This window comes from Pseudoalteromonas ardens (assembly GCF_030125445.1).
In the GTDB taxonomy this organism is placed as follows: Bacteria; Pseudomonadota; Gammaproteobacteria; order Enterobacterales; family Alteromonadaceae; genus Pseudoalteromonas; species Pseudoalteromonas ardens.
In genome coordinates, this window is the sequence record NZ_JASJUV010000002.1 from 117,055 (window position 1) to 139,263 (window position 22,209).

Annotated in this window: 13 protein-coding genes; 12 read left to right on the forward strand and 1 reads right to left on the reverse strand. The window is 47.4% G+C overall.

The features are described 5' to 3' along the window. Positions 1 to 22 precede the first annotated feature (22 nt). The 6 genes from QNM19_RS05465 (at position 23) to QNM19_RS05490 (ending at position 7,412) form a co-directional block, all read left to right on the forward strand. Positions 23 to 1,078, forward strand: coding sequence for a DUF2066 domain-containing protein (locus QNM19_RS05465; RefSeq protein ID WP_197094235.1), 1,056 nt, complete (start codon positions 23 to 25; stop codon positions 1,076 to 1,078). 1 nt (position 1,079) lies between these two features. Beyond that, the gene (hda, locus tag QNM19_RS05470) at positions 1,080 to 1,784 is read left to right on the forward strand and encodes a DnaA inactivator Hda (protein WP_049863408.1); all 705 of its coding nucleotides are present in this window, start codon (positions 1,080 to 1,082) and stop codon (positions 1,782 to 1,784) included. Between the two features lie 192 nt (positions 1,785 to 1,976). Further along, the gene (gene pheS / locus QNM19_RS05475; RefSeq protein WP_049863407.1) at positions 1,977 to 2,957 is read left to right on the forward strand and encodes a phenylalanine--tRNA ligase subunit alpha; all 981 of its coding nucleotides are present in this window, start codon (positions 1,977 to 1,979) and stop codon (positions 2,955 to 2,957) included. 13 nt (positions 2,958 to 2,970) lie between these two features. Further along, positions 2,971 to 5,358 (forward strand): phenylalanine--tRNA ligase subunit beta, encoded by a 2,388-nt coding sequence (gene pheT, locus QNM19_RS05480; protein WP_049863406.1) that lies wholly within the window; start codon positions 2,971 to 2,973, stop codon positions 5,356 to 5,358. 2 nt (positions 5,359 to 5,360) lie between these two features. Continuing rightward, complete coding sequence (gene ihfA, locus QNM19_RS05485; RefSeq protein WP_010384797.1) at positions 5,361 to 5,660, forward strand: integration host factor subunit alpha; 300 nt, start codon at positions 5,361 to 5,363, stop codon at positions 5,658 to 5,660. A 189-nt stretch (positions 5,661 to 5,849) separates the two neighbouring features. After that, positions 5,850 to 7,412 (forward strand): EAL domain-containing protein, encoded by a 1,563-nt coding sequence (locus QNM19_RS05490; protein WP_284026450.1) that lies wholly within the window; start codon positions 5,850 to 5,852, stop codon positions 7,410 to 7,412. Between the two features lie 53 nt (positions 7,413 to 7,465). Here QNM19_RS05490 and QNM19_RS05495 read toward each other — a convergent pair whose 3' ends face one another. After that, on the reverse strand, positions 7,466 to 9,088 hold the full coding sequence (locus tag QNM19_RS05495) for an alpha-glucosidase family protein (protein ID WP_049863405.1): 1,623 nt from the start codon (positions 9,086 to 9,088) through the stop codon (positions 7,466 to 7,468). A gap of 727 nt (positions 9,089 to 9,815) precedes the next feature. Here QNM19_RS05495 and QNM19_RS05500 point away from each other — a divergent pair. The 6 genes from QNM19_RS05500 (at position 9,816) to QNM19_RS05525 (ending at position 21,961) form a co-directional block, all read left to right on the forward strand. Further along, positions 9,816 to 12,725 (forward strand): TonB-dependent receptor, encoded by a 2,910-nt coding sequence (locus QNM19_RS05500; RefSeq protein ID WP_049863404.1) that lies wholly within the window; start codon positions 9,816 to 9,818, stop codon positions 12,723 to 12,725. Positions 12,726 to 12,791: 66 nt separating this feature from the next. Further along, complete coding sequence (locus tag QNM19_RS05505; protein WP_049863403.1) at positions 12,792 to 14,300, forward strand: tryptophan halogenase family protein; 1,509 nt, start codon at positions 12,792 to 12,794, stop codon at positions 14,298 to 14,300. A 166-nt stretch (positions 14,301 to 14,466) separates the two neighbouring features. Next, the gene (locus tag QNM19_RS05510; protein ID WP_417712152.1) at positions 14,467 to 16,323 is read left to right on the forward strand and encodes an alpha-amylase family glycosyl hydrolase; all 1,857 of its coding nucleotides are present in this window, start codon (positions 14,467 to 14,469) and stop codon (positions 16,321 to 16,323) included. A gap of 1 nt (position 16,324) precedes the next feature. Continuing rightward, positions 16,325 to 17,815 (forward strand): MFS transporter, encoded by a 1,491-nt coding sequence (locus QNM19_RS05515; RefSeq protein WP_049863402.1) that lies wholly within the window; start codon positions 16,325 to 16,327, stop codon positions 17,813 to 17,815. Between the two features lie 20 nt (positions 17,816 to 17,835). Further along, positions 17,836 to 20,229 (forward strand): glycoside hydrolase family 15 protein, encoded by a 2,394-nt coding sequence (locus QNM19_RS05520; protein ID WP_284026452.1) that lies wholly within the window; start codon positions 17,836 to 17,838, stop codon positions 20,227 to 20,229. 343 nt (positions 20,230 to 20,572) lie between these two features. Further along, positions 20,573 to 21,961 (forward strand): fibrinogen-like YCDxxxxGGGW domain-containing protein, encoded by a 1,389-nt coding sequence (locus QNM19_RS05525; protein WP_284026453.1) that lies wholly within the window; start codon positions 20,573 to 20,575, stop codon positions 21,959 to 21,961. Positions 21,962 to 22,209 lie beyond the last annotated feature (248 nt).

Genomic DNA, 22,209 nt, shown 5'->3' on the forward strand with positions numbered 1-22,209 from the left:
TCTCCTTAACTTTTTGGTTGTTATGGCACTGAGATTATTTTTACTGGGTTTGTTTGGCTGGTGTATGGCTGCAAGCGCGGTTGAGGTAACAGACCTATACGAAGCCACCTTACAGGTGGACAACAAAACTCGTGCAAAGCGCGTTGTAGCCAGTCAGCAAGCGCTGGACCGTGTGATCCAAAAGTTGACAGGCCGCACGGAGCATTTAAATCACCCACTCATTCGGCAAAGCAAAAAACGTATTTCTGATTATATGCTCAAGTATGAGTATATCGAATCTGCGGATGGTGATATCAAAATACGCGTCAGGTTTGAGGCAGACAAAGTAGAGCAGCTGGTCAGAGACAGCAACTTGCCGTTATGGGGCAACCGCCGTCCCATGATTGCAATCTGGCTGGTGATAGAAGACAACCTGAGACGAGAATTTGTTACCCAGGAAAGTTACCCCCAATTGGAGCGGTTAATTTATGACACCGCAGCAGAGTGGGGGATCCCCGTTGTTGTACCTTTGATGGACTTGACCGATCGCGCGCAGGTCGGCATTGCTGAAGTGTGGGGAAATTTTTCGGAGCCGGTTGAAGCCGCTTCGATGCGTTATAACGCAGAGCGGGTCATAACCGGCCGTTTGTTTAAACAACCTAACAGCAGCAGTTGGCAACTCGATTGGCGTTACACAGATACGGATCAGTTTGAATCGACCCAACAAGTGGGTGACAAGCAGCAATTACTTATCGCCATGATTAACGATATGTCAACGGCACTGGCCGCTGAATATGTGATAGATCCTAATCGTTCATATGCGACCAGTAGCACCGTATTGACTGTAGATAAGCTGACTTCATTTAGCAAAATTGAACTGGCCAGAAGACAGTTGCTAAGCATTAGCACCGTGCAGGACGTCGATGTCATTTATCGTCAGGGGGATCTGGTTAAGTTTGAAGTTGAACATGGTTCATCAGTCGTTGATCTGCAAAAGTCACTCAAATTAGAACGCGCATTTAGTGTCTATGTTGACCCTCGTGCGTTTTATCAGGTTGCCAGTGCAAATAACCTCAGATATAGCTGGGTAGGGCAATGATATGATGCAGCCAATGCAAATGGCGTTACCCGTTACTTTACCTGATGACGAAACTTTCAGTGCTTATTTTGGTGGTGAGGGGTCGCTTGAAGTGACGCATCTGAAAAGTGCGCTTGAATCGGGCCAGCAGGATTTTCAGTTCACTTATTTGTGTGGCCTGGGTGACTCAGGTAAGTCGCATTTACTTTATGCCACTTGTATCCATGCGCAAGAGCAGGGCCTGTCGACCATACTGCTGTCGCTCAGAGAGGTGATTAACTTTGGTCCGGCGGTGCTCGATGGCCTGGAAACTCTGGATGTTGTGTGCATTGATGATGTGCATTTGGTAGCAGGTGATGAGCCCTGGGAAAAAGCCCTGTTTAATTTTTTCAATCGCTTCAACGAACCCGGAAAGTGCCTGGTTGTGACCGCAGATCTGCTGCCGAACATGCTCAATTTGAGTTTGCCTGATCTGGAATCAAGATTTACCTGGGGGACCACCTTTCAGATCCGTTCAATGAGCGATGACGATAAGGCCGAAGCACTGGTAAAACGTGCAAAAATGCGGGGCCTAGAACTTAGTGATGAATGCGCGCGATTTTTACTAACCCGGCTTAGCCGCGATATGCGTGCTTTGCTGGATGTGCTTGATAAACTGGATCATGCTTCAATGGCTGCCCAGCGAAAATTAACTATCCCATTCATTAAGACGACTTTGAATTTGTGAACCTCACTTGTGGAATTTTTGACCGTCGACGTCACAAATTCCACAAGAAACGCTAAACCAGCCCAAAATCAACCAACAACCAGCAAATTGTCCATGAAAAGCCCCTAATTTGGGCTAGAATCTGCCCCGTTGTTTCAGTTATTATAATCGATTCAATGAAAGGCAAATGACCTCAACAAGATCAGGTATAGAATGAACTTAGAGAATATTTTAGCGCAAGCGCTAGACGCCGTTGCTAACGCGAGCGAAGTTGCGCAACTTGAGGAAGTCAGAGTTAACTACCTTGGTAAAAAAGGTGAGATCACTGGACTACTAAAAACCCTGGGTAAACTGGCACCAGAAGAACGTAAAGAAGCGGGTCAGGTGATTAACCAGGCAAAAAATCAGGTTCAGACCGCGATCAACGAAAAGCGTGACGCGCTGGAGCAGGCTGCTCTTGCTCAAAAACTGGCGGCAGAAACCATTGATGTAACACTGCCTGGCCGTACGGCACCACAGGGCGGTTTACACCCGGTAACACGGACCATTGAGCGTATCGAGCAGTTTTTTGGAGAACTGGGCTTTGCGGTTAAGTCAGGCCCGGAAGTAGAAGATGATTTCCATAACTTTGACGCGCTGAATATTCCAGAGCATCACCCGGCTCGTGCTGATCATGACACCTTTTACTTTAACCCTAAACTGGTTCTGAGAACACAAACCAGTGGTGTTCAGATCCGTACAATGGAAGCTGAGCAGCCGCCTCTGCGTATTATTTCTCCGGGTCGAGTGTATCGTAACGATTACGATCAGACACACACGCCGATGTTCCACCAGGTAGAAGGCCTGATGGTCGATACGGATGTGAGTTTCACTGAATTGAAAGGTATTTTGCACGACTTTTTACGTAACTTTTTCGAAGAAGACATGGAGATCCGCTTCCGTCCTTCTTACTTCCCGTTTACTGAGCCGTCAGCAGAAGTGGATGTGAAAGGTAAAAATGGTAAGTGGTTAGAAGTGTTAGGCTGCGGAATGGTGCATCCGAACGTATTGCGCTCTGTGGGCATTGACCCTGAGAAGTACACTGGATTTGCATTTGGTATGGGCGTAGAACGTCTGACCATGCTGCGCTATGGCGTAAACGACTTACGTGCTTTCTTCGAAAACGATTTAAAGTTCCTAAACCAATTCAGATAAGAGCGATACAACAATGAAATTTAGTGAAAAGTGGTTAAGAGAATGGGTTAATCCTGCGATTGATACCGAGGCTCTATCTGAACAGCTTTCAATGGCCGGACTGGAAGTCGATGGTGTCGACCCGGTTGCGGGTGACTTCGAAGGCGTGGTGATTGGTGAAGTGGTTGAGTGTGGCCAACACCCGGACGCAGACAAATTACGTGTAACCAAAGTCAATGTTGGTGAAGACGAGTTGCTGGATATCGTGTGTGGTGCTGCGAATTGCCGCACAGGTCTGAAAGTCGCAGTGGCGAAAGTGGGTGCTGTACTGCCAGGTGGCTTTAAAATCAAAAAAGCAAAATTACGTGGCCAGCCGTCTCATGGCATGTTGTGTGCTTTTGAAGAGCTGGGCATGGCAGAAAGCTCTGACGGTATTTTAGAGCTGCCAGCAGATGCGCAAATTGGTCAGAACATCCGCGAATACTTTAACCTAGACGACGTCACCATCGACGTTGACCTGACTGCTAACCGCAGTGATTGCCTGGGGATCAAAGGCCTGGCACGCGAAGTGGGGGTGTTAAATGGTATTGATGTCAATGAGTTGGCTATTCCAGCTGTTGAGCCAACCATTGATGACAAAATTGAGATTGAGCTGGTAAACAGTCAGGCTTGTCCTCGTTACCTTGGCCGCGTGGTTAAAGGTATCAACCTGGATGCAATCACACCTCTTTGGATGGTTGAAAAGTTACGTCGTTCAGGCATTCGCTCAATCGATCCGGTTGTTGACATCACTAACTACGTATTACTTGAGTTGGGTCACCCTATGCATGCGTTTGACCTAAGTGCCATTGAAGGTGGTATCAAAGTACGTAGTGCTGCTGAAAACGAAGAGCTGGTATTGCTTGATGGCAATACGGCCAAGCTGAAGCCAAGCACATTAGTGATTGCTGATCACAATAAAGCGCTGGCGATGGCCGGTATCTTTGGTGGTGAAAGCTCAGGTGTTAAAGAAGGCACTACAGACATCTTGCTTGAAAGTGCATTCTTCAGTCCTTTAGCAATTGCTGGTCAGGCACGTAGCTATGGCCTGCACACTGATGCATCACACCGTTATGAGCGAGGAGTGGATTATCAGTTACAGCATGATGCAATGGAGCGAGCAACGGCCTTGCTACTTGAAATTGCTGGCGGTCAGGCCGGTCCGGTTGTAGAAGCCGTGTCTGAAGCTGATTTGCCTGAGGCAAAATCTGTGACACTGCGCCGTGCACGTCTTGATCGTGTCATTGGTTATCATATTGCTGATGAAAAAGTGACGGATATCCTGACGCGCCTTGGTCTGGATGTGGCGTTTGCTAACGATAGCTGGACTGCAACTGTACCAAGTTATCGTTTCGATATTAGTATTGAAGAAGATCTCATCGAAGAAGTTGCACGTGTGTTTGGGTATAACAATATTCCAAATGTAGCACCGACAGCGGCATTAAAGATGACCGATCACCAGGAAGCGCGTTTACCCGTTTCTCGCCTGCGTAATGAACTGGTCGCACGAGGCTATCAGGAAGCAATTACCTACAGCTTCGTTGATCCTAAGAAACAACAACTGCTGCACCCTGAAAGCGATGCTTTGGTACTACCACATCCAATTTCGGTGGAAATGTCTGCGATGCGCGTAAGCCTGATGCCAGGGTTACTTAATGCTGTAGCCTACAACCAAAACCGCCAGCAGGCTCGCATCCGTTTGTTTGAACATGGCCTGAAATTCGTTAAAGACGACACCGCAGAGAACGGGGTTCGTCAAACACCGGTGATCGGTGGTGTTGTATATGGCAACACGCACAATGAACACTGGGGCATTGAAAGCCGTAAGACTGATTTCTTCGACGTGAAAGGTGATGTAGAGGCGTTGCTGGCTTTATGCAATGATAAAGCGCGTTTTAGCTTCAAAGCGCAACCAAGTGATGGTCTGCACCCGGGTCAATCTGCTGCCATTTATGCCAATGGTGAGAAAGTGGGTTATATCGGCGCGGTTCATCCGCAGCTGCAAAAATCACTGGATCTTAATGAAACTGCGTATGTTTTTGAAGTTGAAACAGCAGCGATCGCTGAGCGTAAGCTTCCAGAAGCCGTTAGTATCTCGAAATTCCCGTCAAATCGCCGTGATATTGCTATTTTAGTTGCAGATGATGTAAAAATAGGCGATATTTTAGAAAGCATTGAGAAAGTTGGCGGAAATCAATTAGTTGACCTAAACTTATTCGATGTGTATAAGGGCAAAGGTATTGAGCCTGGTTATAAGAGTTTAGCCATTGCTCTAACACTGCAAGCCGTTGATAGAACGCTCGAAGAGAAAGACATCAACGACACTGTAGAAATCGTCGTGGCCGAATTGGCCAAACAATTTAATGCATCGTTGAGGGACTAGATATGGCGCTTACTAAAGCCGACATAGCTGAACACCTATTTGAGAAATTGGGGATAAATAAAAAGGATGCCAAAGACTTAGTTGAAGCGTTTTTTGAAGAAATCCGCTCAGCGCTGGAAAGTGGAGAGCAGGTAAAGCTGTCCGGTTTTGGTAATTTCGACCTGCGTGATAAAAAAGAACGCCCTGGTCGTAACCCTAAAACTGGTGAAGACATTCCCATCTCGGCACGTCGTGTTGTAACTTTCAGACCTGGTCAGAAGTTAAAAACACGTGTAGAAGTGGGAACCAGCAAAAACCTGTGATCACGCAGACGTCTTTGGGTTAGTGCGCAGGCATGTTCTGCTGCGTTACCTTCAGCTAGATATCTGTATGATAATTAAGAAACCCCGGCATCAACCGGGGTTTCTTGTCATAAAAATTTAATTTACCTGTTTTACCATCTGGCCTTTGTATTTGTTTGGAGTGCGAAGTTGATCCAGGGTAATCACTCCTTGACTAATCGTATAAAAAATATCTGTGTTGCGTGGTTGATAAGCTCTCTGCTATTTGGCTCGTTGGCGATTTTTGTCTACGTGCAACAGAAAGAAGCCGCAAAGCAATCCGTTCAGGCCGCCTCCGAATTGATCCGCCAGGAGCTCGATTCGCAGCTTCATAATATTGATGTCTTTTTAAAACATGCTGAGCGCCTTGATGAAACGTGTGACGCTCACACCATCTCTTTGATGCGAGAGCAGGTGTTCATTAATCCGGCGTTGAGTGAGATTGGCATCGTCGATGAATATGGCCGATTACTGTGTAACTCATTTGGCCGTCTGATGCCCCCCGTACAAACCACAGAGCCCATAAAACAACCCGGCTTGAGATATCATGGCCCAATCATTACTGACTTTTTGCAAGTCCCTGCGTTTGTGTTGGCGCGCACACGTAGTGATGGATTTGAAGTTAATGCCTTACTACCAACCAGCTGGTTGAGTGATACGTTAGATATTACCCGGCATAGAAACCTGGCTTTTATTGCTTTGCTCGATGGTGAGTCCGGCGTGCCCATATTTTTGCGTGGTAAGTACACTTTACCTTTGGGCGAGACGATATTTCCCATGACGGATGTGCTGGAGTTTGAAGGGCACTTTGACGATGGCACGCAGAAATATATCTTTGCACGTCCGCTTGCCGCTTTACCGCAGCTAACTATTATGGTGTCGAGCGATGCCAAACGACTTTCCACCATCCAACCTGTATGGTTGTTAACGCTGTTGCTTCTATATTGTGGCTCATTGGTGGGGCTTACTATGTTGCTCAACCACTACGATAGCCGGGTATTGAGTAGCCGGGCATTATTGCTTGGGGCTATTAATAAACAGGAACTATTTAATGTTTATCAGCCTCTGGTAGATGCAACGACCCGGGAAGTTGTTGGGGTTGAGGTGCTGATCCGCTGGCAACATCCTGTGGAGGGGGAGCTGAGCCCAGCCTATTTTATTCCCGAAGCAGAGCGGGATGGCAGTATTCTTGATTTGTCGATTTATCAGATAGAAAGAGCGCTGACTGAATTGCGTGCGATTTTACAAAGTAAACCTCACTTCAAGGTGTCGTTTAACGTGAACGGGTATTTGTTGACTTGCGCAGATTATCTTGAAGTTCTGCACAAAGCGAACCAGGTTATCCCGAAACTCACCATAGAGCTGACAGAGCGGGACGTGTTATCACAGGCACAAATACACTCCGTTCTGCAGTCGTTGGTAAGCTCTGGGGTCGAGATAGCGATAGACGATTTTGGTACGGGCTACAGCGGGTTGCATTATCTGCAGAGTTTTCCGATTGACTTGTTGAAGATAGACCAGACCTTTGTTGCCTCTATTGGTATGGATAACCTGCAGTCCCCTGTACTGAATGCGATGATAGAGATGGCAGCTAAGCTCGATAAAAAGCTGATTGCAGAGGGCGTAGAAACGGCGCATCAGGCAGAGTATTTATCCCGTCAGGGTGTGTGTGTGCATCAGGGCTGGTACTACTATAAAGCGATGCCAATACATAAACTCAAACAGGTGTGTTAAGGCCAGCCTGTGAATAGAAAAAGCCCCGAAATCGGGGCTTTTAGGTCAAGGGGTTATAATGAGGCAAAGTAACAGCCATATCCGGGCAGGGACAGCAGGCCTTGTTCATAGCGACCATTATGATGGACTAACTCCTGGTGTTGCGCATGGTGGCTAATGTTCAGTGCGAGCTGAGCAGGCTGCTCGCTCAGGTTGAACGCACATAGCACTGTTTTTCCCTGATAGCGCCGATAAAATGCCAGCACAGGTTCCGGGCTATCTATGAACTCGATATCACCAACCTGTAATTCGGGCATTGTATTCCGCCATGCCATAAATGCCTGATAGCGGGCCAAAATTGAATCTTCCAGGCCAGCTTGCTGAGAAACCGCTTGTGACAGATGTGCTGGTGATACAGGCAACCAGGGTTTTCCTTCGCTGAAGCCTGCATGCTTAAGCTCGGTATGCCAGGGCATTGGCGTGCGACAGCCATCACGTCCCTTAAAGTTCGGCCAGAACGTAATGCCATAAGGATCCTGTAAATCTTCAAATGCGACATCGGCTTCACCCAGGCCCAGTTCTTCGCCCTGGTACATACATACACTGCCACGTAATGACCCCAACAACGCAGTGAGCATGCTCGCCTGGCATGCGTCAACGGTTTTACCGTCTTTAGACCAGCGGCTTGCAACGCGTTCTACGTCGTGGTTACTGAACGCCCAACATGGCCAGCCTTCGGTCATGACCGCTTCAAGGCGAGAGACGGTTTCACGAATGTAGCTTGCACTGTAGTCTTTGGTCAGTAACTCAAAGCTGTAGCCCATGTGCAGCTTATCACCGCCGGAGGTATACTCAGCCATGGTTTGAAGAGAATCCTCGGATGAAATCTCTCCCAGACTGACCGTGCCAGGGTAGCGGTCGAGCAGGGTGCGGATTTCTGCCATAAACGCGAGGTTTTCCGGCTGAGTATTGTTGTAATAATGGTACTGAAATGCATAAGGGTTGTCTTCGCTAAAACCACGGCCCTGACGTAATTCCTTTGGTTTTGCAGGGTTGTCACGCAGCTGTTGATCATGGAAGCAAAAGTTAATGGCATCCAGGCGGAAACCGTCAACACCTTTTTTCAGCCAGAATTCGACATTATCCAAAACCGCCTGACGTACTTCAGGATTGTGGAAGTTCAAATCCGGCTGCTCAGTCAGAAAGTTATGGAGATAGTACTGACAACGGCGAGAATCCCACTGCCATGCAACACCACCAAAGATAGACAGCCAGTTGTTTGGCGGGCTGCCATCAGGCTTGGCATCAGCCCAAACGTACCAGTCAGCTTTGCCGTTTGTTTGGCTGGCACGGCTTTCGCTAAACCAGGCATGTTCATCGGAAGTGTGGCTAAGTACCTGATCAATAATGATCTTAATATTACGCTGATGTGCCTTGTCGATTAATTCGTCAAAGTCATCCAGGTTACCAAACATCGGGTCAATATCACGGTAGTCGCTGATATCATAGCCGAAGTCTTTCATAGGAGACTTGAAAAATGGCGAGATCCAGATGGCATCTACGCCGAGCGACTTAATGTAATCGAGCTTGCTAATGATCCCCTGAAGATCGCCAATTCCATCATTATTGGTATCGCAAAAGCTGCGGGGGTATACCTGATAGATAACCGCGCCTTTCCACCATTCATTATGAGCCATGCACTTTCTCCTGCGCCGTGCAGCTGGTTGCCGTATCCGCTCTGCCTCTGGAGCCATCTCGCAACTCAATGTATTGAGGGGCTTAATAACTGTAGTCAATTCAAACGAGGTGAGGTCAGATTATGATGTAAACAAGATACGACAACACTAAATATTAACAATGGCGAAGAGCATACGACATGCGTTGATATGAGTAAAAAGTCTGCATACGTATGCAGCATAATTAGTTGTCATTAGATTAATATAAAAGCCGGATTTCAAACTTATTGGTGCTCTTTACCAATATGTGATTCTACCTAACATTACCTTCTCTCACCTGTGTTACAGTTAGATTAATTGGTAATACCAATTATCAAATTGGGTATGCAGCAGAAAAACTCGATAATTTTGGCGGCGTAATCGTTGGCAGTTATTTGATTTTCGTTAAAACTTAGTAAATTGAGCTAAGGTGTAGCACGGACTGTTTGCCATCAGATTGTTGCGATAACATTTATAAAGGTAACAGGGGGTTAGCGCGATTAGGAGTGAATGTTCTGTGAACAAAATGAAATGGAGGTTGCGTTGAATACGTATGCATAAAGTTGTTTGGACGTTGAAGGCAGCGCTACTATTGCCGCTGACAACAAAATTACCGCCTTTAAAATCGTTGTAGCGCTTCACGGTTCACCGTGTGACGAATAAACAAACAACTAGGCGTCATAAAAATGGTTAATTGGGATAAAACACTATGTCTATGTTCAAACCAAGCATGCTAACAGTTGCGCTTATGGCCGCTGGCGTTAGCCACTTTTCGGTCGTTGCAGAAGAAGAGAAAGCAGCAAAGAAAGAGGATGTTGAAGTTATCGAGGTACGTGGTATCTCTCGTAGTATCATCGCGTCAATCGATAAAAAGCGTTACAGCGACACAGTAGCAGAAGTCGTTGATGCTGGTGATCTGGCATCTTTGCCCGATGTTTCCATTGCAGACTCTCTGAGCCGTTTGCCAGGTGTGACAGCGGTGCGCGCAAGTGGTCAGTCATCTCAGTTGAATATTCGTGGTATGAACGGCGACTTTATTCAGACAACACTTAATGGCCGTGAACAGGCAAGCACCAGTGGTTATACAGCGGGTAGCCGCTGGATATCGTTTGACCAGTACCCGTCAGAGTTGATCAACCAGGCTGCTGTATACAAGTCGCCAAAAGCCTCTTTGGTAGAAGGGGGTGTTGCAGCAACAGTTGAACTGAAAACAGCAAACCCGCTTGAGGCTAAAGAGCAGCACAACTTCAATTCATCAGTTCGCTATTCATACAATGACGCGGCATCTGATGTTGGCGCCGATTCAAGTGGTGAGCGCATCAGTTTCTCTTATCAGGGCAAATTCCTGGACGAAACTTTGGGTTTTGGTATTGGCGCAGCATTTCTAAACCAGCCAAATAATGCGATTGATTTTTCAGCACACAAGCCAACGCGTGTTAAGAAAGAAGTGCTCGATGAAAATGGAAACGTCATAGAGAAAATTGATAACTGGCAAGACTTTGATGGCGACGGCGTTACCGAAAACTCTTTAGATGGCTTTCAGCTTCGCTCTGCGAAGGGAAGTGATGAACGTGTCGGTATAATGAGTACCTTGGTATATCAACCAAACGACGCTTTAAAAGTTCAGTTTGATTACTTCCGCTCTGAGTTTGAGTCTGAAGATAAAAAAAGTGGTCTCAATATTGAAGGCATTTCCAAAAATGTAAACGAGCTATATACCATTAGCAATGTGGCTGTGAACGATGAGTTCCTGACCGCAGGCGATGTGGTTGTAACAGATACTGCTGGCCCTTGGCTTGAAATGCGTAGTGAAGACCAGTCAACCGAGTCTACAACTGATAGCTTTGGTTTGGGTCTTGAGTATGTTACTGATAAGTGGGAACTGAAGCTAGATTTCGCACACAGTGAAGGCGAGAAGACTCGTCGCGATATGATTGCGTCAATGCATGCATATGAATATTCAACTATCACCCTTGAAGACGGCAGTTCTGCACTGGCCTGGCAGGAACTGAGAAACCAGACTTTTGGTTTCGAACAAAGAGCGAAAAATTCTCCTATCCTGACACTGGGAACGGACTACACGGACCTATCTCATATGCGCCTTGGTGACTGGGAGCAGTTCCCGCATGAGTATACGGACGAGCTGGACAGCTTTAAGGTTGATTTTAAATACCATGTAGAAGCTGGGTTCATCTCGTCTATTGAAGTCGGTGCACGTTGGTCAGATCGTGAATTTACCGATAAGCGTTCAACATTCCGTTGGGGTCAACGTGAAGGCCAAAATGGCTATCAGATGGCAGATGGCACGATTGTGACCAACAAAGGGTGTGAATTCAATCACCAGAATCATGCCTGTATGCCACATAAATTGGACGGTTTTGTAACTGTTGAACACACGCGCGGCTTCGATTACCTCGAATTAGATCTTGTAGGTATCGCGGACGCGGTATTTGGCCCGGGCAATTACGATGCACAGCAAACCTGGGAACACAACTGGACACTGATTGAAAGTGGTGCGGTGAAAGAGGAAGTGCTTGCCGGTTATGTCATGGCAAATATTGACACCGAAGTTGGAGATATTCCGGTCACAGGTAATTTTGGTGTGCGCGTTGTTAAGACAGATACAAAATCTGTTGGTATTCAACAAATCCAGGGTGGAGAAGTCGGTGACAAAATTGTTGACGATAATGGTGTAGAGCGCACTGACTACCGTCATGTGGAATATGGCCCTGAATATACAGATACTTTGCCATCACTGAACCTGAACTTCCGCATCAGCGATACAGATCAAATTCGCTTTGCTGCGGCAAAAGTGATGGGGCGTCCGCCAGTGTATCAGCTTCGTGGTGGTGCTGGTTCATGGGCTGATACCGCTAATGACGGAACAAGCCAACGATACAATGTGTGGTCCAAAGGTAACCCGAATCTGGACCCGTTCCGAGCGGATCAGTTCGATTTGTCTTATGAGCGCTACTTCGAAGATGGTGGTGCGTTCGTTGCTGCAATTTTCTGGAAAGACATTGAAACTTTGATCAAGAGCACCACTTATTTGGAAGGCGAAGTAGATTGGTCGTCGATTGGTCTTGAAGCGCCAGAAGGGTTTGTTGAAGGTCAATATCAGACATCTCACAACATCGAAGGTGGTTACATCAAAGGGGTTGAGTTGGCATACACCACAATGTTTGACAATTTGCCTGGTATTTTCTCTGGACTGGGCTTCAATGCGAACTACTCATACAGTGACAGCGAAATTGGTGTTGAGGGCGGAGCAAGCTTCAATGATGCTAAGCTAGCACTACCTGGCTTGTCAAAAAATGTCTGGAGTGCCACGATATTCTGGAATATCGATGCGTTCACAACACATTTGAATGTCCGTTATCGTGATGAGTATGTCTATGAAGGTGCAACTCCCGGAGGTTCAGCATTTGCAATGGCGGATGAGTACACTGTGGTTGACTGGCAGGGCACTTATGATTTTGAAAATGGCTTGCAGGCCGTGCTTCAAATCAACAACCTGACTGATGAGCCAAACACCACCAACTATGGTACGGCATTGGCAACTGGCGAGTACAAAGAGTTCGGTCGCCAGTACTTCTTAGGGTTTAACTATAGCTTCTAAGCACCGAGCGTGATCTGATATAAAGCCACCAGTTTTCTGGTGGCTTTGTTTTATGAGGTGAAAATGATGAATAAAAAGAGAATCGTGATTTTAGGCGGTGGTACAGCAGGCTGGATGGCGGCTAACCTGATGGCCAAAAGCTGGCAGGACCAGCCGATTGAGATTGCCCTGGTCGAGTCACCGGATATTGGCATCATTGGCGTGGGCGAAGGCTCTACTCCCCAGTTCAAGGGGTTTATGGACTTTATGGGGATCAGTGAAGCGCAGTGGATGCCAGCGTGTAACGCAACTTATAAAAATGGCATTCGTTTTATTGACTGGTCAACGCGTCCTGGCTTTAGCAGCTACTTTCATCCCTTTCCTTCACAGCCCGACGATTATTCAGCGCCAGCCTTCTTTCATAACAGCTTTGTTCGAAGAAAAGCGATTGATGTAGCAGGCCATCCAGACCCATTTTTTCTTACTACCTATCTGGCCGAGCAGGCTAAAGCCCCAATCGCTGCGCATCATTTTCCGTTTGAAATTAACTATGGCTATCATTTTGATGCCGGTAAGCTTGGGCTCTTCTTAGCTCAAACAGCCCGCGATTTGGGCGTTGAGCACATTCAGGCCAATGTCAGCGATGTGCGTAAACATACAAATGGTGACATTGCAGCGTTGGTGTGTGAGCAGGGAACGGAAATTACAGGTGATGTATTTATCGACTGCTCGGGCTTTCGCAGTTTGTTAATGCAGCAGCATCTGGACGTGGGCTTTGAGTCTTTTGCCAACAACTTGTTTAATGACGCCGCTGTGGTTTTGCCAACAGAACAGGGTGATGTGATTTCTTCTGAAACCCAGTCCATTGCCCGCAAGTTTGGCTGGAGTTGGCATATACCTCTGACCAACCGCATTGGTAACGGCTATGTCTACAGCCGACGCTATTGCGATCCGGATAAAGCTGAAACCGAATTACGTACCGCACTGGGTTTGCTGGACAGTGACGTTGAAGCCCGTCACTTGACCATGAAGGTGGGGCAGGTCAAAAAGCATTGGCACAAAAACTGTCTTGCCATTGGATTGTCACAAGGGTTTATTGAGCCGCTGGAAGCGACTGCGCTTCATATTGTTCAGGAAACCGTTCAAAGCTTTATTGAATGCTATCAGGACGGCGAGTTCACCGATAAGCTCAAAACCAGGCATAACCAGTCACTCGATGCCCGTTACCAGGCCATTCGCGATTATATTGTGGCGCATTATCGTGTAAACAGCAGAGCCGATACACAATACTGGCGTGATAACGCGAACAACAATCAGCTTTCGCGTTCTTTATATGACGTATTGCAAACCTGGGTGTCGGGCAAAAATTTATCGGATGAATTACATCGTCAGGATATCGACAAGTATTATCCCTCCGTCAGTTGGCACTGTTTGCTCGCTGGTTACGGTATCTATCCCGAGCAGTCTCAGTTGATCGCTGGCAATGAGGCGGCAAACAAGTACGACTTATCACAGGTACAGGATTACATTGCCCGATGCGGATTAAACTTTGAAGACCACCGCGCGCAACTTGAGCGTTTGGCCCAGATGCGATAAATCGACGATCTTTGTCCCTGAGCAGAGTTTACATTTGGGCACTAAGAATATTGAACATGACGTGCGGATGAATAGGGGCTCTGAATACGTATGCAAGCGGTTCACCCGTGATTACCAAGTCAGTAGACTCATTGAAAATACTAAAAATGACAACATTATGATGACAATAAAACCGTTGGTGGTCGCGCTTGGGGTGATCACGGGCTCTGTGGTACTGAGCGCTTGTAACAGTATCAATGACAACAAGACTTCATTAGCTGTAGCGAGCAACGCTGCAGCAGCAACACAACAGACAGAGGCAAAGCCAGTTGTTTATCAGGTATTTACCCGCCTGTTTGGGAATACCAACAGTAACAACACTCCGTGGGGTACAAAGGCGCAAAATGGAGTTGGAAAATTTGCCGATTTCACGCCTAAAGCGCTGGCTGAAATTAAAGCCATGGGCGTTAGTCACGTCTGGTACACTGGCGTATTGCATCATGCTTTAGTAGGCGACTATACCAAATATGGGATATCAGTGGACGACCCGGATGTAGTCAAAGGCCGCGCAGGGTCCCCTTATGCCGTTAAAGACTATTACAACGTTAATCCGGATCTGGCCATTGACCCAGCCAACAGACTGGCAGAATTCGAAGCCCTGATAGACCGCACTCACGAAGCGGGTATGAAAGTGGTGATTGACATAGTCCCCAATCATGTCGCTCGTAATTATCAATCGCTTAGTGCGCCACAAGGCGTAAGCGACTTCGGTGCGAACGACGACACGTCAAAGACCTATGCCCGTGATAACAACTTTTACTACGTTACTGGCCAGGATTTTCGTGTCCCGAGCTCAGATGATTATCAGGTGCTTGGGGGCGAGCAACACCCACTTGCCGATGGTCAGTTCGTTGAAAGCCCGGCCAAATGGACAGGCAATGGCGCACGTAAAGCGCAGCCTCATATTCATGACTGGTATGAAACCGTTAAGGTCAATTACGGTGTAAAACCCGATGGCAGCTATGACTTTGCCACCTTGCCGGCACACTATGCCACGCTTGACTACCGTGCCCACTATGCATTCTGGCAAGATAAAAAACTGCCAGACAGCTGGTATAAGTTCCGCGACATCACCTATTACTGGCTTGATAAGGGCGTAGATGGCTTTCGTTATGATATGGCCGAAATGGTCCCCGTAGAGTTCTGGAGTTTTCTCAATGCTTCAATCAAGATGAAAAACCCCGACGCCTTCTTGCTTGCTGAAGTATACAACCCAACGCTTTATCGTGCTTATATCGAGCAGGGCAAAATGGATTATCTGTACGACAAAGTGGGCTTTTATGATTCACTGAAAGCTCTTATGCAGGGCACAGGTACCGCCCAGGCAGTACTGGATGTGCATACCAGCGTAGAAGATATCGCACCGCACATGCTGCACTTTCTGGAAAACCATGATGAGCAACGTATTGCCAGCCCGGAGTTTGCAGGCGATGCGAATAAAGGTAAGCCGGCGATGGTGGTCAGCCATTTGATTAGTAAAGCGCCAACACTGCTGTACTTTGGCCAGAGTGTAGGTGAAGACGGATCAGAAATGGCCGGATTTGGCAAACCCAGTCGCACCAGTATCTTCGATTACATCGGTGTACCGGCCCATCAGGCCTGGATGAATGATGGTAAGTTTGATGGTGCTTTACTGAGCGAAGAGCAAAAGGCGCTGCGTGCTTATTACCAAAAACTGATGAACATGGCCTCTTTCAGTGCGATAGCGCAGGGCGAGTTAGTCTCGACACCAGTCATAACGCGTGGCGGTCAACCCGCAACCAAAGTCATTGGGTTTGCCCGTCAGAGCGATTCACAACGTCTGGTTGTGATCAGCAACTTTGATGCAGATGCCCCTCAAACTGTCACTGTCACTTTGCCAGATGGTTGGCAGGGCAAAGCGGTTGACAGACTTGAGCAATATGGGCAGGTTTCGCTCAGCAATCATCAGCTGACAGTCACTCTGGCCCCGCTGGCCAGTGCGGTCTTTGAATTAGAGAATTAATATGCAAAAACATAAACCACAACTCAGCTTCTGGCAGATCTGGAATATGTGCTTTGGCTTTCTGGGGATCCAGTTTGGCTTTGCACTGCAAAACGGTAATGTCAGCCGGATCTTTCAGACATTGGGTGCCAAAGTTGATGATATTCCAATCCTTTGGGTTGCCGCGCCACTTACAGGCTTGATCGTACAGCCAATTATTGGTTACTGGAGTGATCGAACCTGGGGGAAACTTGGCCGCAGAAGACCCTTCTTCCTGTATGGCGCCATTCTGACGACCTTGTCGTTATTCTTTATGCCTAATTCTCCCACGCTCTGGATAGCAGCGGGTATGCTGTGGATCATGGATGCCTCTATTAACGTGACCATGGAGCCATTCAGAGCACTGGTAGGTGACAACCTCAACGAAAAACAACGTGCCAATGGTTATGCCATGCAGAGCTTCTTTATTGGTATAGGTGCTGTCGTGGCATCGGCTTTGCCCTGGATGATGACCAACTGGTTTGGGATCAGCAATACCGCAGAGCCGGGTCAGATCCCAGAGTCTGTAAAGTATGCTTTCTACTTCGGTGGTGTGGTGTTATTTCTGGCGGTAGGCTGGACCATTCTGAAAACCAAAGAATATAGCCCGCAACAGCTGGCTGAGTTTGCCGGTGAAGCGGTTGAAACGCAAGCTAAGCAAAGCTATCAGGTGATCAATTATGCCCGTGCCGCACTTATTTCCGGCGTGATTGGGGGGAGCATTTTGGCTGCTGTGATTGGGCTGCAGCTGGAAAAAGAGCTGTATTTGCTGAGCGGGCTGTTTTTATCCTTTACGCTTGTCCTGCTAATTGCTGGTTACCTTCAGCAGCGCGGTAGCACCTCAGGTGGCTTTTATAACGTTATCTACGATGTCTTTACTATGCCAGGCACCATGCGCCAGCTTGCAGTGGTGCAATTCTTCAGCTGGTTTGCCTTGTTTGCTATGTGGATATATACCACCTCGGCGGTCACCAGCTTTCACTATGGTACGACAGAAGTAACCAGTAAAGCCTATAACGATGGTGCTGACTGGGTGGGTGTACTGTTTGCCGCCTACAACGGTTTTGCCGCACTGGCTGCGGTGTGTATCCCGGTAATGGTGAATCGTCTTGGCATGCGCGGCGCACACTGTATCAACCTGTTGTTGGGTGCTGGTGCGCTATTGAGTTTTAAAATGATAACTGATCCTGGCTTGCTCTGGTTGCCTATGGTTGGGATTGGCTTTGCCTGGGCCTCAATCCTTTCACTGCCTTACGCCATGCTGAGTAACTCATTACCAGCGCATAAAATGGGCGTATTTATGGGGATATTTAACTTCTTCATCGTGATCCCGCAGTTGATGGCGGCCAGTGTACTAGGGCTGATCCTGAGAAACCTATTTGATAATCAACCGATTTTTGCATTAGTGGTTGGTGGTGTGTCGTTCCTGCTTGCAGCAGTTGCTGTAATGCGGGTGAAAATCGAACAACAATAACACCACCGCAAGGAGACTTTATGAAAAAACTTTCTAGTTTAACTCTGGCATTGGTTGCCGCCGGACTTGTTGGCTGTGGCAGCGCGAATAACGCGGTTGAGTCACAACAGGCTGCGCCGGGCGCACCGGGTGACAAGCCATACTGGGCCTATTCAGGAAAAACCGGGATTGGTACCTCTTATGAGGCCTACAAGCAAGGGCAGTATTCTGATGAGGCAAGTACAGAAACCGTTTCCAAAGTGTGGTTTTCTATTGCCAAAGGCATGATCACAGAAACTATGTTTGGCCTGATCCATCAGGCTCAGATCAAAGACATGCAGTTTATTGTCACCGGCCCGGATTTTACGGTAACGGAGCAAGACGCACTGGATGTCAGTATTGATTACCTGGACAAAGACGCACAAGGTCGTCCGCTGTCTTTAGCATACAAAGTGATCAGCAAAGACAAGCAAGGCCGTTTTACGCTTGAAAAACACATATTCACCGACCCTGACGGGCAAACCTTGTTCGTTCGCGCGAAAGTGGAAACTGAACTGGATGGTGTGAAGTTGTTCGTTAACGTAAACCCGTACGTAAATAATAATGGGTTGAATGACTTTGCTAAGGTAGCGGACGAGGGTCTGGTTGCCTGGGAAGGAGACAACTACCTGACATTGCAAAGCAGCAGTGGTTTTAAACAGGCAAGTGTTGGCTTTACTGGTCAAAGCGATGGTCTGGCGCAGCTTAAGGCAAGTCATTCAATGGCACAGCGTTACACCAGCACAGGCGCACAAAGCGGCAACGTTAATTGGCTGGCGGAGCTGGGTGACGTGGATCAGCAGGCGACATTCGACCTGGCACTGAGTTTTGGCAAATCGCAAAGCACGAGTTTCCAGGAAGGCGCTCAGTCACTTAAGCGTGGCTATCACCAGGTACTGGCCCACTACAACGGTGAGGGCGATATGATTGGCTGGCGCGATTACCTGAGTAGCCTTGAGCCTATGCAGAAGCTCAGCGGTTATACGGCCGATCAGGGCAAACTACTTTATACCAGTGCTTTGGTGTTAAAGGCGCAGGAAGATAAAACCCATGCAGGAGCGCTCATTGCGTCTTTGTCTAACCCTTGGGGTGACACGGTTGCAGCTGAGCAAGGTCATACCGGTTATAAAGCGGTGTGGGTGCGCGATTTCTATCAGGTGGCGATGGCATTTTTGGCCATGGGTGACCCACAAACGGCATTGACTGCGTTTGAATATCTGGAAAAAGTACAAGTTACGGATAAGACGCCTGGCAATCAAGGTGACACGGGCTGGTTCTTACAGAAAACCCATGTTGACGGTGAGCTGGAGTGGGTTGGTGTGCAACTGGACCAGACTGCCATGCCAATTATGCTGGCGTGGAAACTCTGGCAGGCCGGTGTGCTGAGCGATGAGAAGCTTGTCTATTGGTATAAGCGCATGTTGCAACCCGCAGCTGAGTTTTTAGTCGAAGGTGGTCTGGCCAAAATCCTCTGGAACGATACCCAGATCACACCACCAGCCACACAACAAGAGCGCTGGGAAGAGCAGGATGGCTTTTCTCCGTCGACTACTGCGGCCATTATTGCCGGGCTGGTTGCCGCCAGTGACATTGCGAAACTGGCCGGTGATAACGCAGGCAGTGATCGTTACATGGCAACCGCTAAGCGTTATGACAGTGAAGTGGAATCGACCATGTTTACAACTGAAGGCAATCTGCCGTCTAAGCAAAGTGACGGTAAATACTTCTTCAGGATCGGTAAAGATGCTAACCCGAATACAAATACCAAGCTGAGTGACAACAATGGCCGTGCGGGTATGGACAAGAAGCAGATCATTGATGGTGGCTTCCTTGAGTTAGTACGCTATGGCGTAAGAGCCGCTGATGCGAGTAGCATCACGAATACGTTGCCAGAGTATGAAGATGAAAACCTGCCTGAGAATCTACGCGTAAAATATAGCTTTAATTTTGCCGGCGACCCGAATAGTTATCCGGGCTACCGTCGTTATGGCAACGACGGTTACGGTGAAGACGAAATACGTGGCACGAACTATGCTGAGCAGGGTCAGAACACGGCCGGTCAGCGTGGTCGGGTATGGCCTTTCTTTACCGGTGAACGCGGCCACTACGAGATTGCGGCAGCCAGCCAGGCTAATACATTGAATGACAAAGCGGTACAACGTATCAAGTACACTTACATCAAAGGCATGGAACATTTTGCCAACGAAGGCCTGATGCTCCCTGAGCAGGTCTGGGATGGCGTGGGCGTAAATCCGTTTGGCTACACGCTGGGTGAGGGCACTAACTCTGCAACACCACTGGCATGGACACATGCTGAGTATGTGAAGCTGGTTCGCTCTTTGGCAGACAAGCAAGTCTGGGATCATTATCCGATCGTGGAGCAGGCGCTTAAATAAGCGTGCTGCAATACTGATAAAACGCGGTATTCCATACAGGACGCCGCGTTTTTTATTGTCTCAAAACTTTTATGCTGTTACTCATCAACTATTGGTCATCAATAACTAACCATTGATGTTGTTTATTGGCCTGGTAATGCGAAACACGGGAATTGTAAGCGATACCTTAAATTATCAGTGTCAAACGGGCTTGCAACTCGTCTGTTCAATTGTTTCATTTCATACTTTTGTTTATTAACTTCGAAATTTTTAATGTTTTATGGCGAGTTTTCTGGGGGTGTTGTAACATTACTATCTGATTTTACTTAGGAAAATAAATACCCAATACCCATAAAGGAAAAAAATGACTAAAAAAACTATATTGTCGTTGGTTTTGGCATCGGCATTTACCGCCAATGCACAGGATCTGCAATCTAACCAGCTGACAAATCAGGGAACAGTTATCACTAAAACCGCTCAACAGGCGCTCTTTGCCGGTGTACCGAGTTTTAACGATTCCAGTGCTGGCACTGTATCAGTTATTGATAACGGCGATGGTACGGTGAGCGTTTCATTTTCACAGTGGCCCTATCAGAATGGCGCGCATCTGAGTGAAACGGTACCAACCTTTGTAATGGCTCATGGACGTCATGTACAAGCAGATGGTTCAATCTGGGAAGTTGGTACAGTTGACCTCAATGGCAGCAGCACAATGCAGTCCTATACTGAAACAATGCCGCAGATACCCTATGTCTTTTTGACCGGGCAAACGCGCAACGGGTCGGAGTCCTACACTGCAAGAGCGAGCCATGTAACACGCCTTGGCTTTAACGCGCAAGTCCAGTATCAGGAAAGCAGCGTCGGTACAGAGGTAAGTGAAACCGTCGCTTATCTTGCAGTTTATGCGCCTTATACCGAAGGTCGACTGGACTCTGGTATCTCTTATAAATTTGATCAGGTAAAAGCGACAGACCAATTAACTCCGGTAGGTGAGCATGACATTTTCCTTCAGGAAGAACAGTCTAAAGATGCTGAAATAACGCATACTACCGAGGTTATTAATGTACTTGAATTGAATGGCCATTTGTTTGCACAGGATATGACGACTCTGGGTGGTGATACAATGACCATTCGCGCTAATCTGAACGTTCGCGAACCAGAAGCGCCAGAACCACAAAGCTGTCAGGCAATTCTGAGTGCAGATCCAAGTGCACAATCCGGTTACTATACGCTTGATGTCGATGGTAACGGTGGCCTGAGCGAATTCACGACTTACTGTGATATGGAATATCAAGGCGGTGGCTGGACTTTAGTCAGTATCAGGTTTGCGCCCAATAAAAACTACGATGGCTGGCCAAATGACTTAACTGGCTTCATGGTTGAGGCGCAAAACATTACATCTTTTGATGACAATTACCACTTACCAGATGCACATTGGCAATATATCAAAGATACCTATAGCGAACTGATGATGACAATGCCTACGTTCAATGGTGCCTATGCGATCGCTGATATAGCAGTGCTTAAAAATGCCAATTGTGTGCCTCTTCAGGATACGCTAGGTTTAATTCCGGGCGAGACTGGAGAAAGAAGTTATCGGTTGTTCTGGCATGAAAACTCAGGTTGTTCAGGCTCTGGTTCTGATTATTCAATGCTGAATTATCAGAATATTTACGGCTATTCCAAAATTTATAAGTCCACAAATATTGTGACTTACGTAAGCCAACAGACTTCATATGTGTATGTTCGCTAATGTAACCTAATTAGATACAGTGTTTTAAGCAATGCTGTTTTGTAATTAGGCAGGCCTGTCTGAGCAAATCTGGGATCACTACCCAATTGTTGGGCAGGCACTTAAGTAATTGTGCGATATGCTGATAAAACGCGGTGTTCCATACAGGGCGCCGCGTTTTTTATTGGCCGTATGTACAATAAGTCTGTCCATTGGCATGTCTACACGTATTTGGCTGCGAAAAGGGTTGTGACTTTGTTTTGTCAAAA

What these genes read in the sequence shown, in the direction of transcription:
- QNM19_RS05465 (WP_197094235.1), top strand. Translation starts at nt 23, where the DNA reads ATGGCACTGAGATTATTTTTACTGGGTTTGTTTGGCTGGTGTATGGCT.
- hda (WP_049863408.1), top strand. Translation starts at nt 1,080, where the DNA reads ATGATGCAGCCAATGCAAATGGCGTTACCCGTTACTTTACCTGATGAC.
- pheS (WP_049863407.1), top strand. Translation starts at nt 1,977, where the DNA reads ATGAACTTAGAGAATATTTTAGCGCAAGCGCTAGACGCCGTTGCTAAC.
- pheT (WP_049863406.1), top strand. Translation starts at nt 2,971, where the DNA reads ATGAAATTTAGTGAAAAGTGGTTAAGAGAATGGGTTAATCCTGCGATT.
- ihfA (WP_010384797.1), top strand. Translation starts at nt 5,361, where the DNA reads ATGGCGCTTACTAAAGCCGACATAGCTGAACACCTATTTGAGAAATTG.
- QNM19_RS05495 (WP_049863405.1), bottom strand. Translation starts at nt 9,088, where the DNA reads ATGGCTCATAATGAATGGTGGAAAGGCGCGGTTATCTATCAGGTATAC.
- QNM19_RS05500 (WP_049863404.1), top strand. Translation starts at nt 9,816, where the DNA reads ATGTCTATGTTCAAACCAAGCATGCTAACAGTTGCGCTTATGGCCGCT.
- QNM19_RS05505 (WP_049863403.1), top strand. Translation starts at nt 12,792, where the DNA reads ATGAATAAAAAGAGAATCGTGATTTTAGGCGGTGGTACAGCAGGCTGG.
- QNM19_RS05515 (WP_049863402.1), top strand. Translation starts at nt 16,325, where the DNA reads ATGCAAAAACATAAACCACAACTCAGCTTCTGGCAGATCTGGAATATG.
- QNM19_RS05520 (WP_284026452.1), top strand. Translation starts at nt 17,836, where the DNA reads ATGAAAAAACTTTCTAGTTTAACTCTGGCATTGGTTGCCGCCGGACTT.
- QNM19_RS05525 (WP_284026453.1), top strand. Translation starts at nt 20,573, where the DNA reads ATGACTAAAAAAACTATATTGTCGTTGGTTTTGGCATCGGCATTTACC.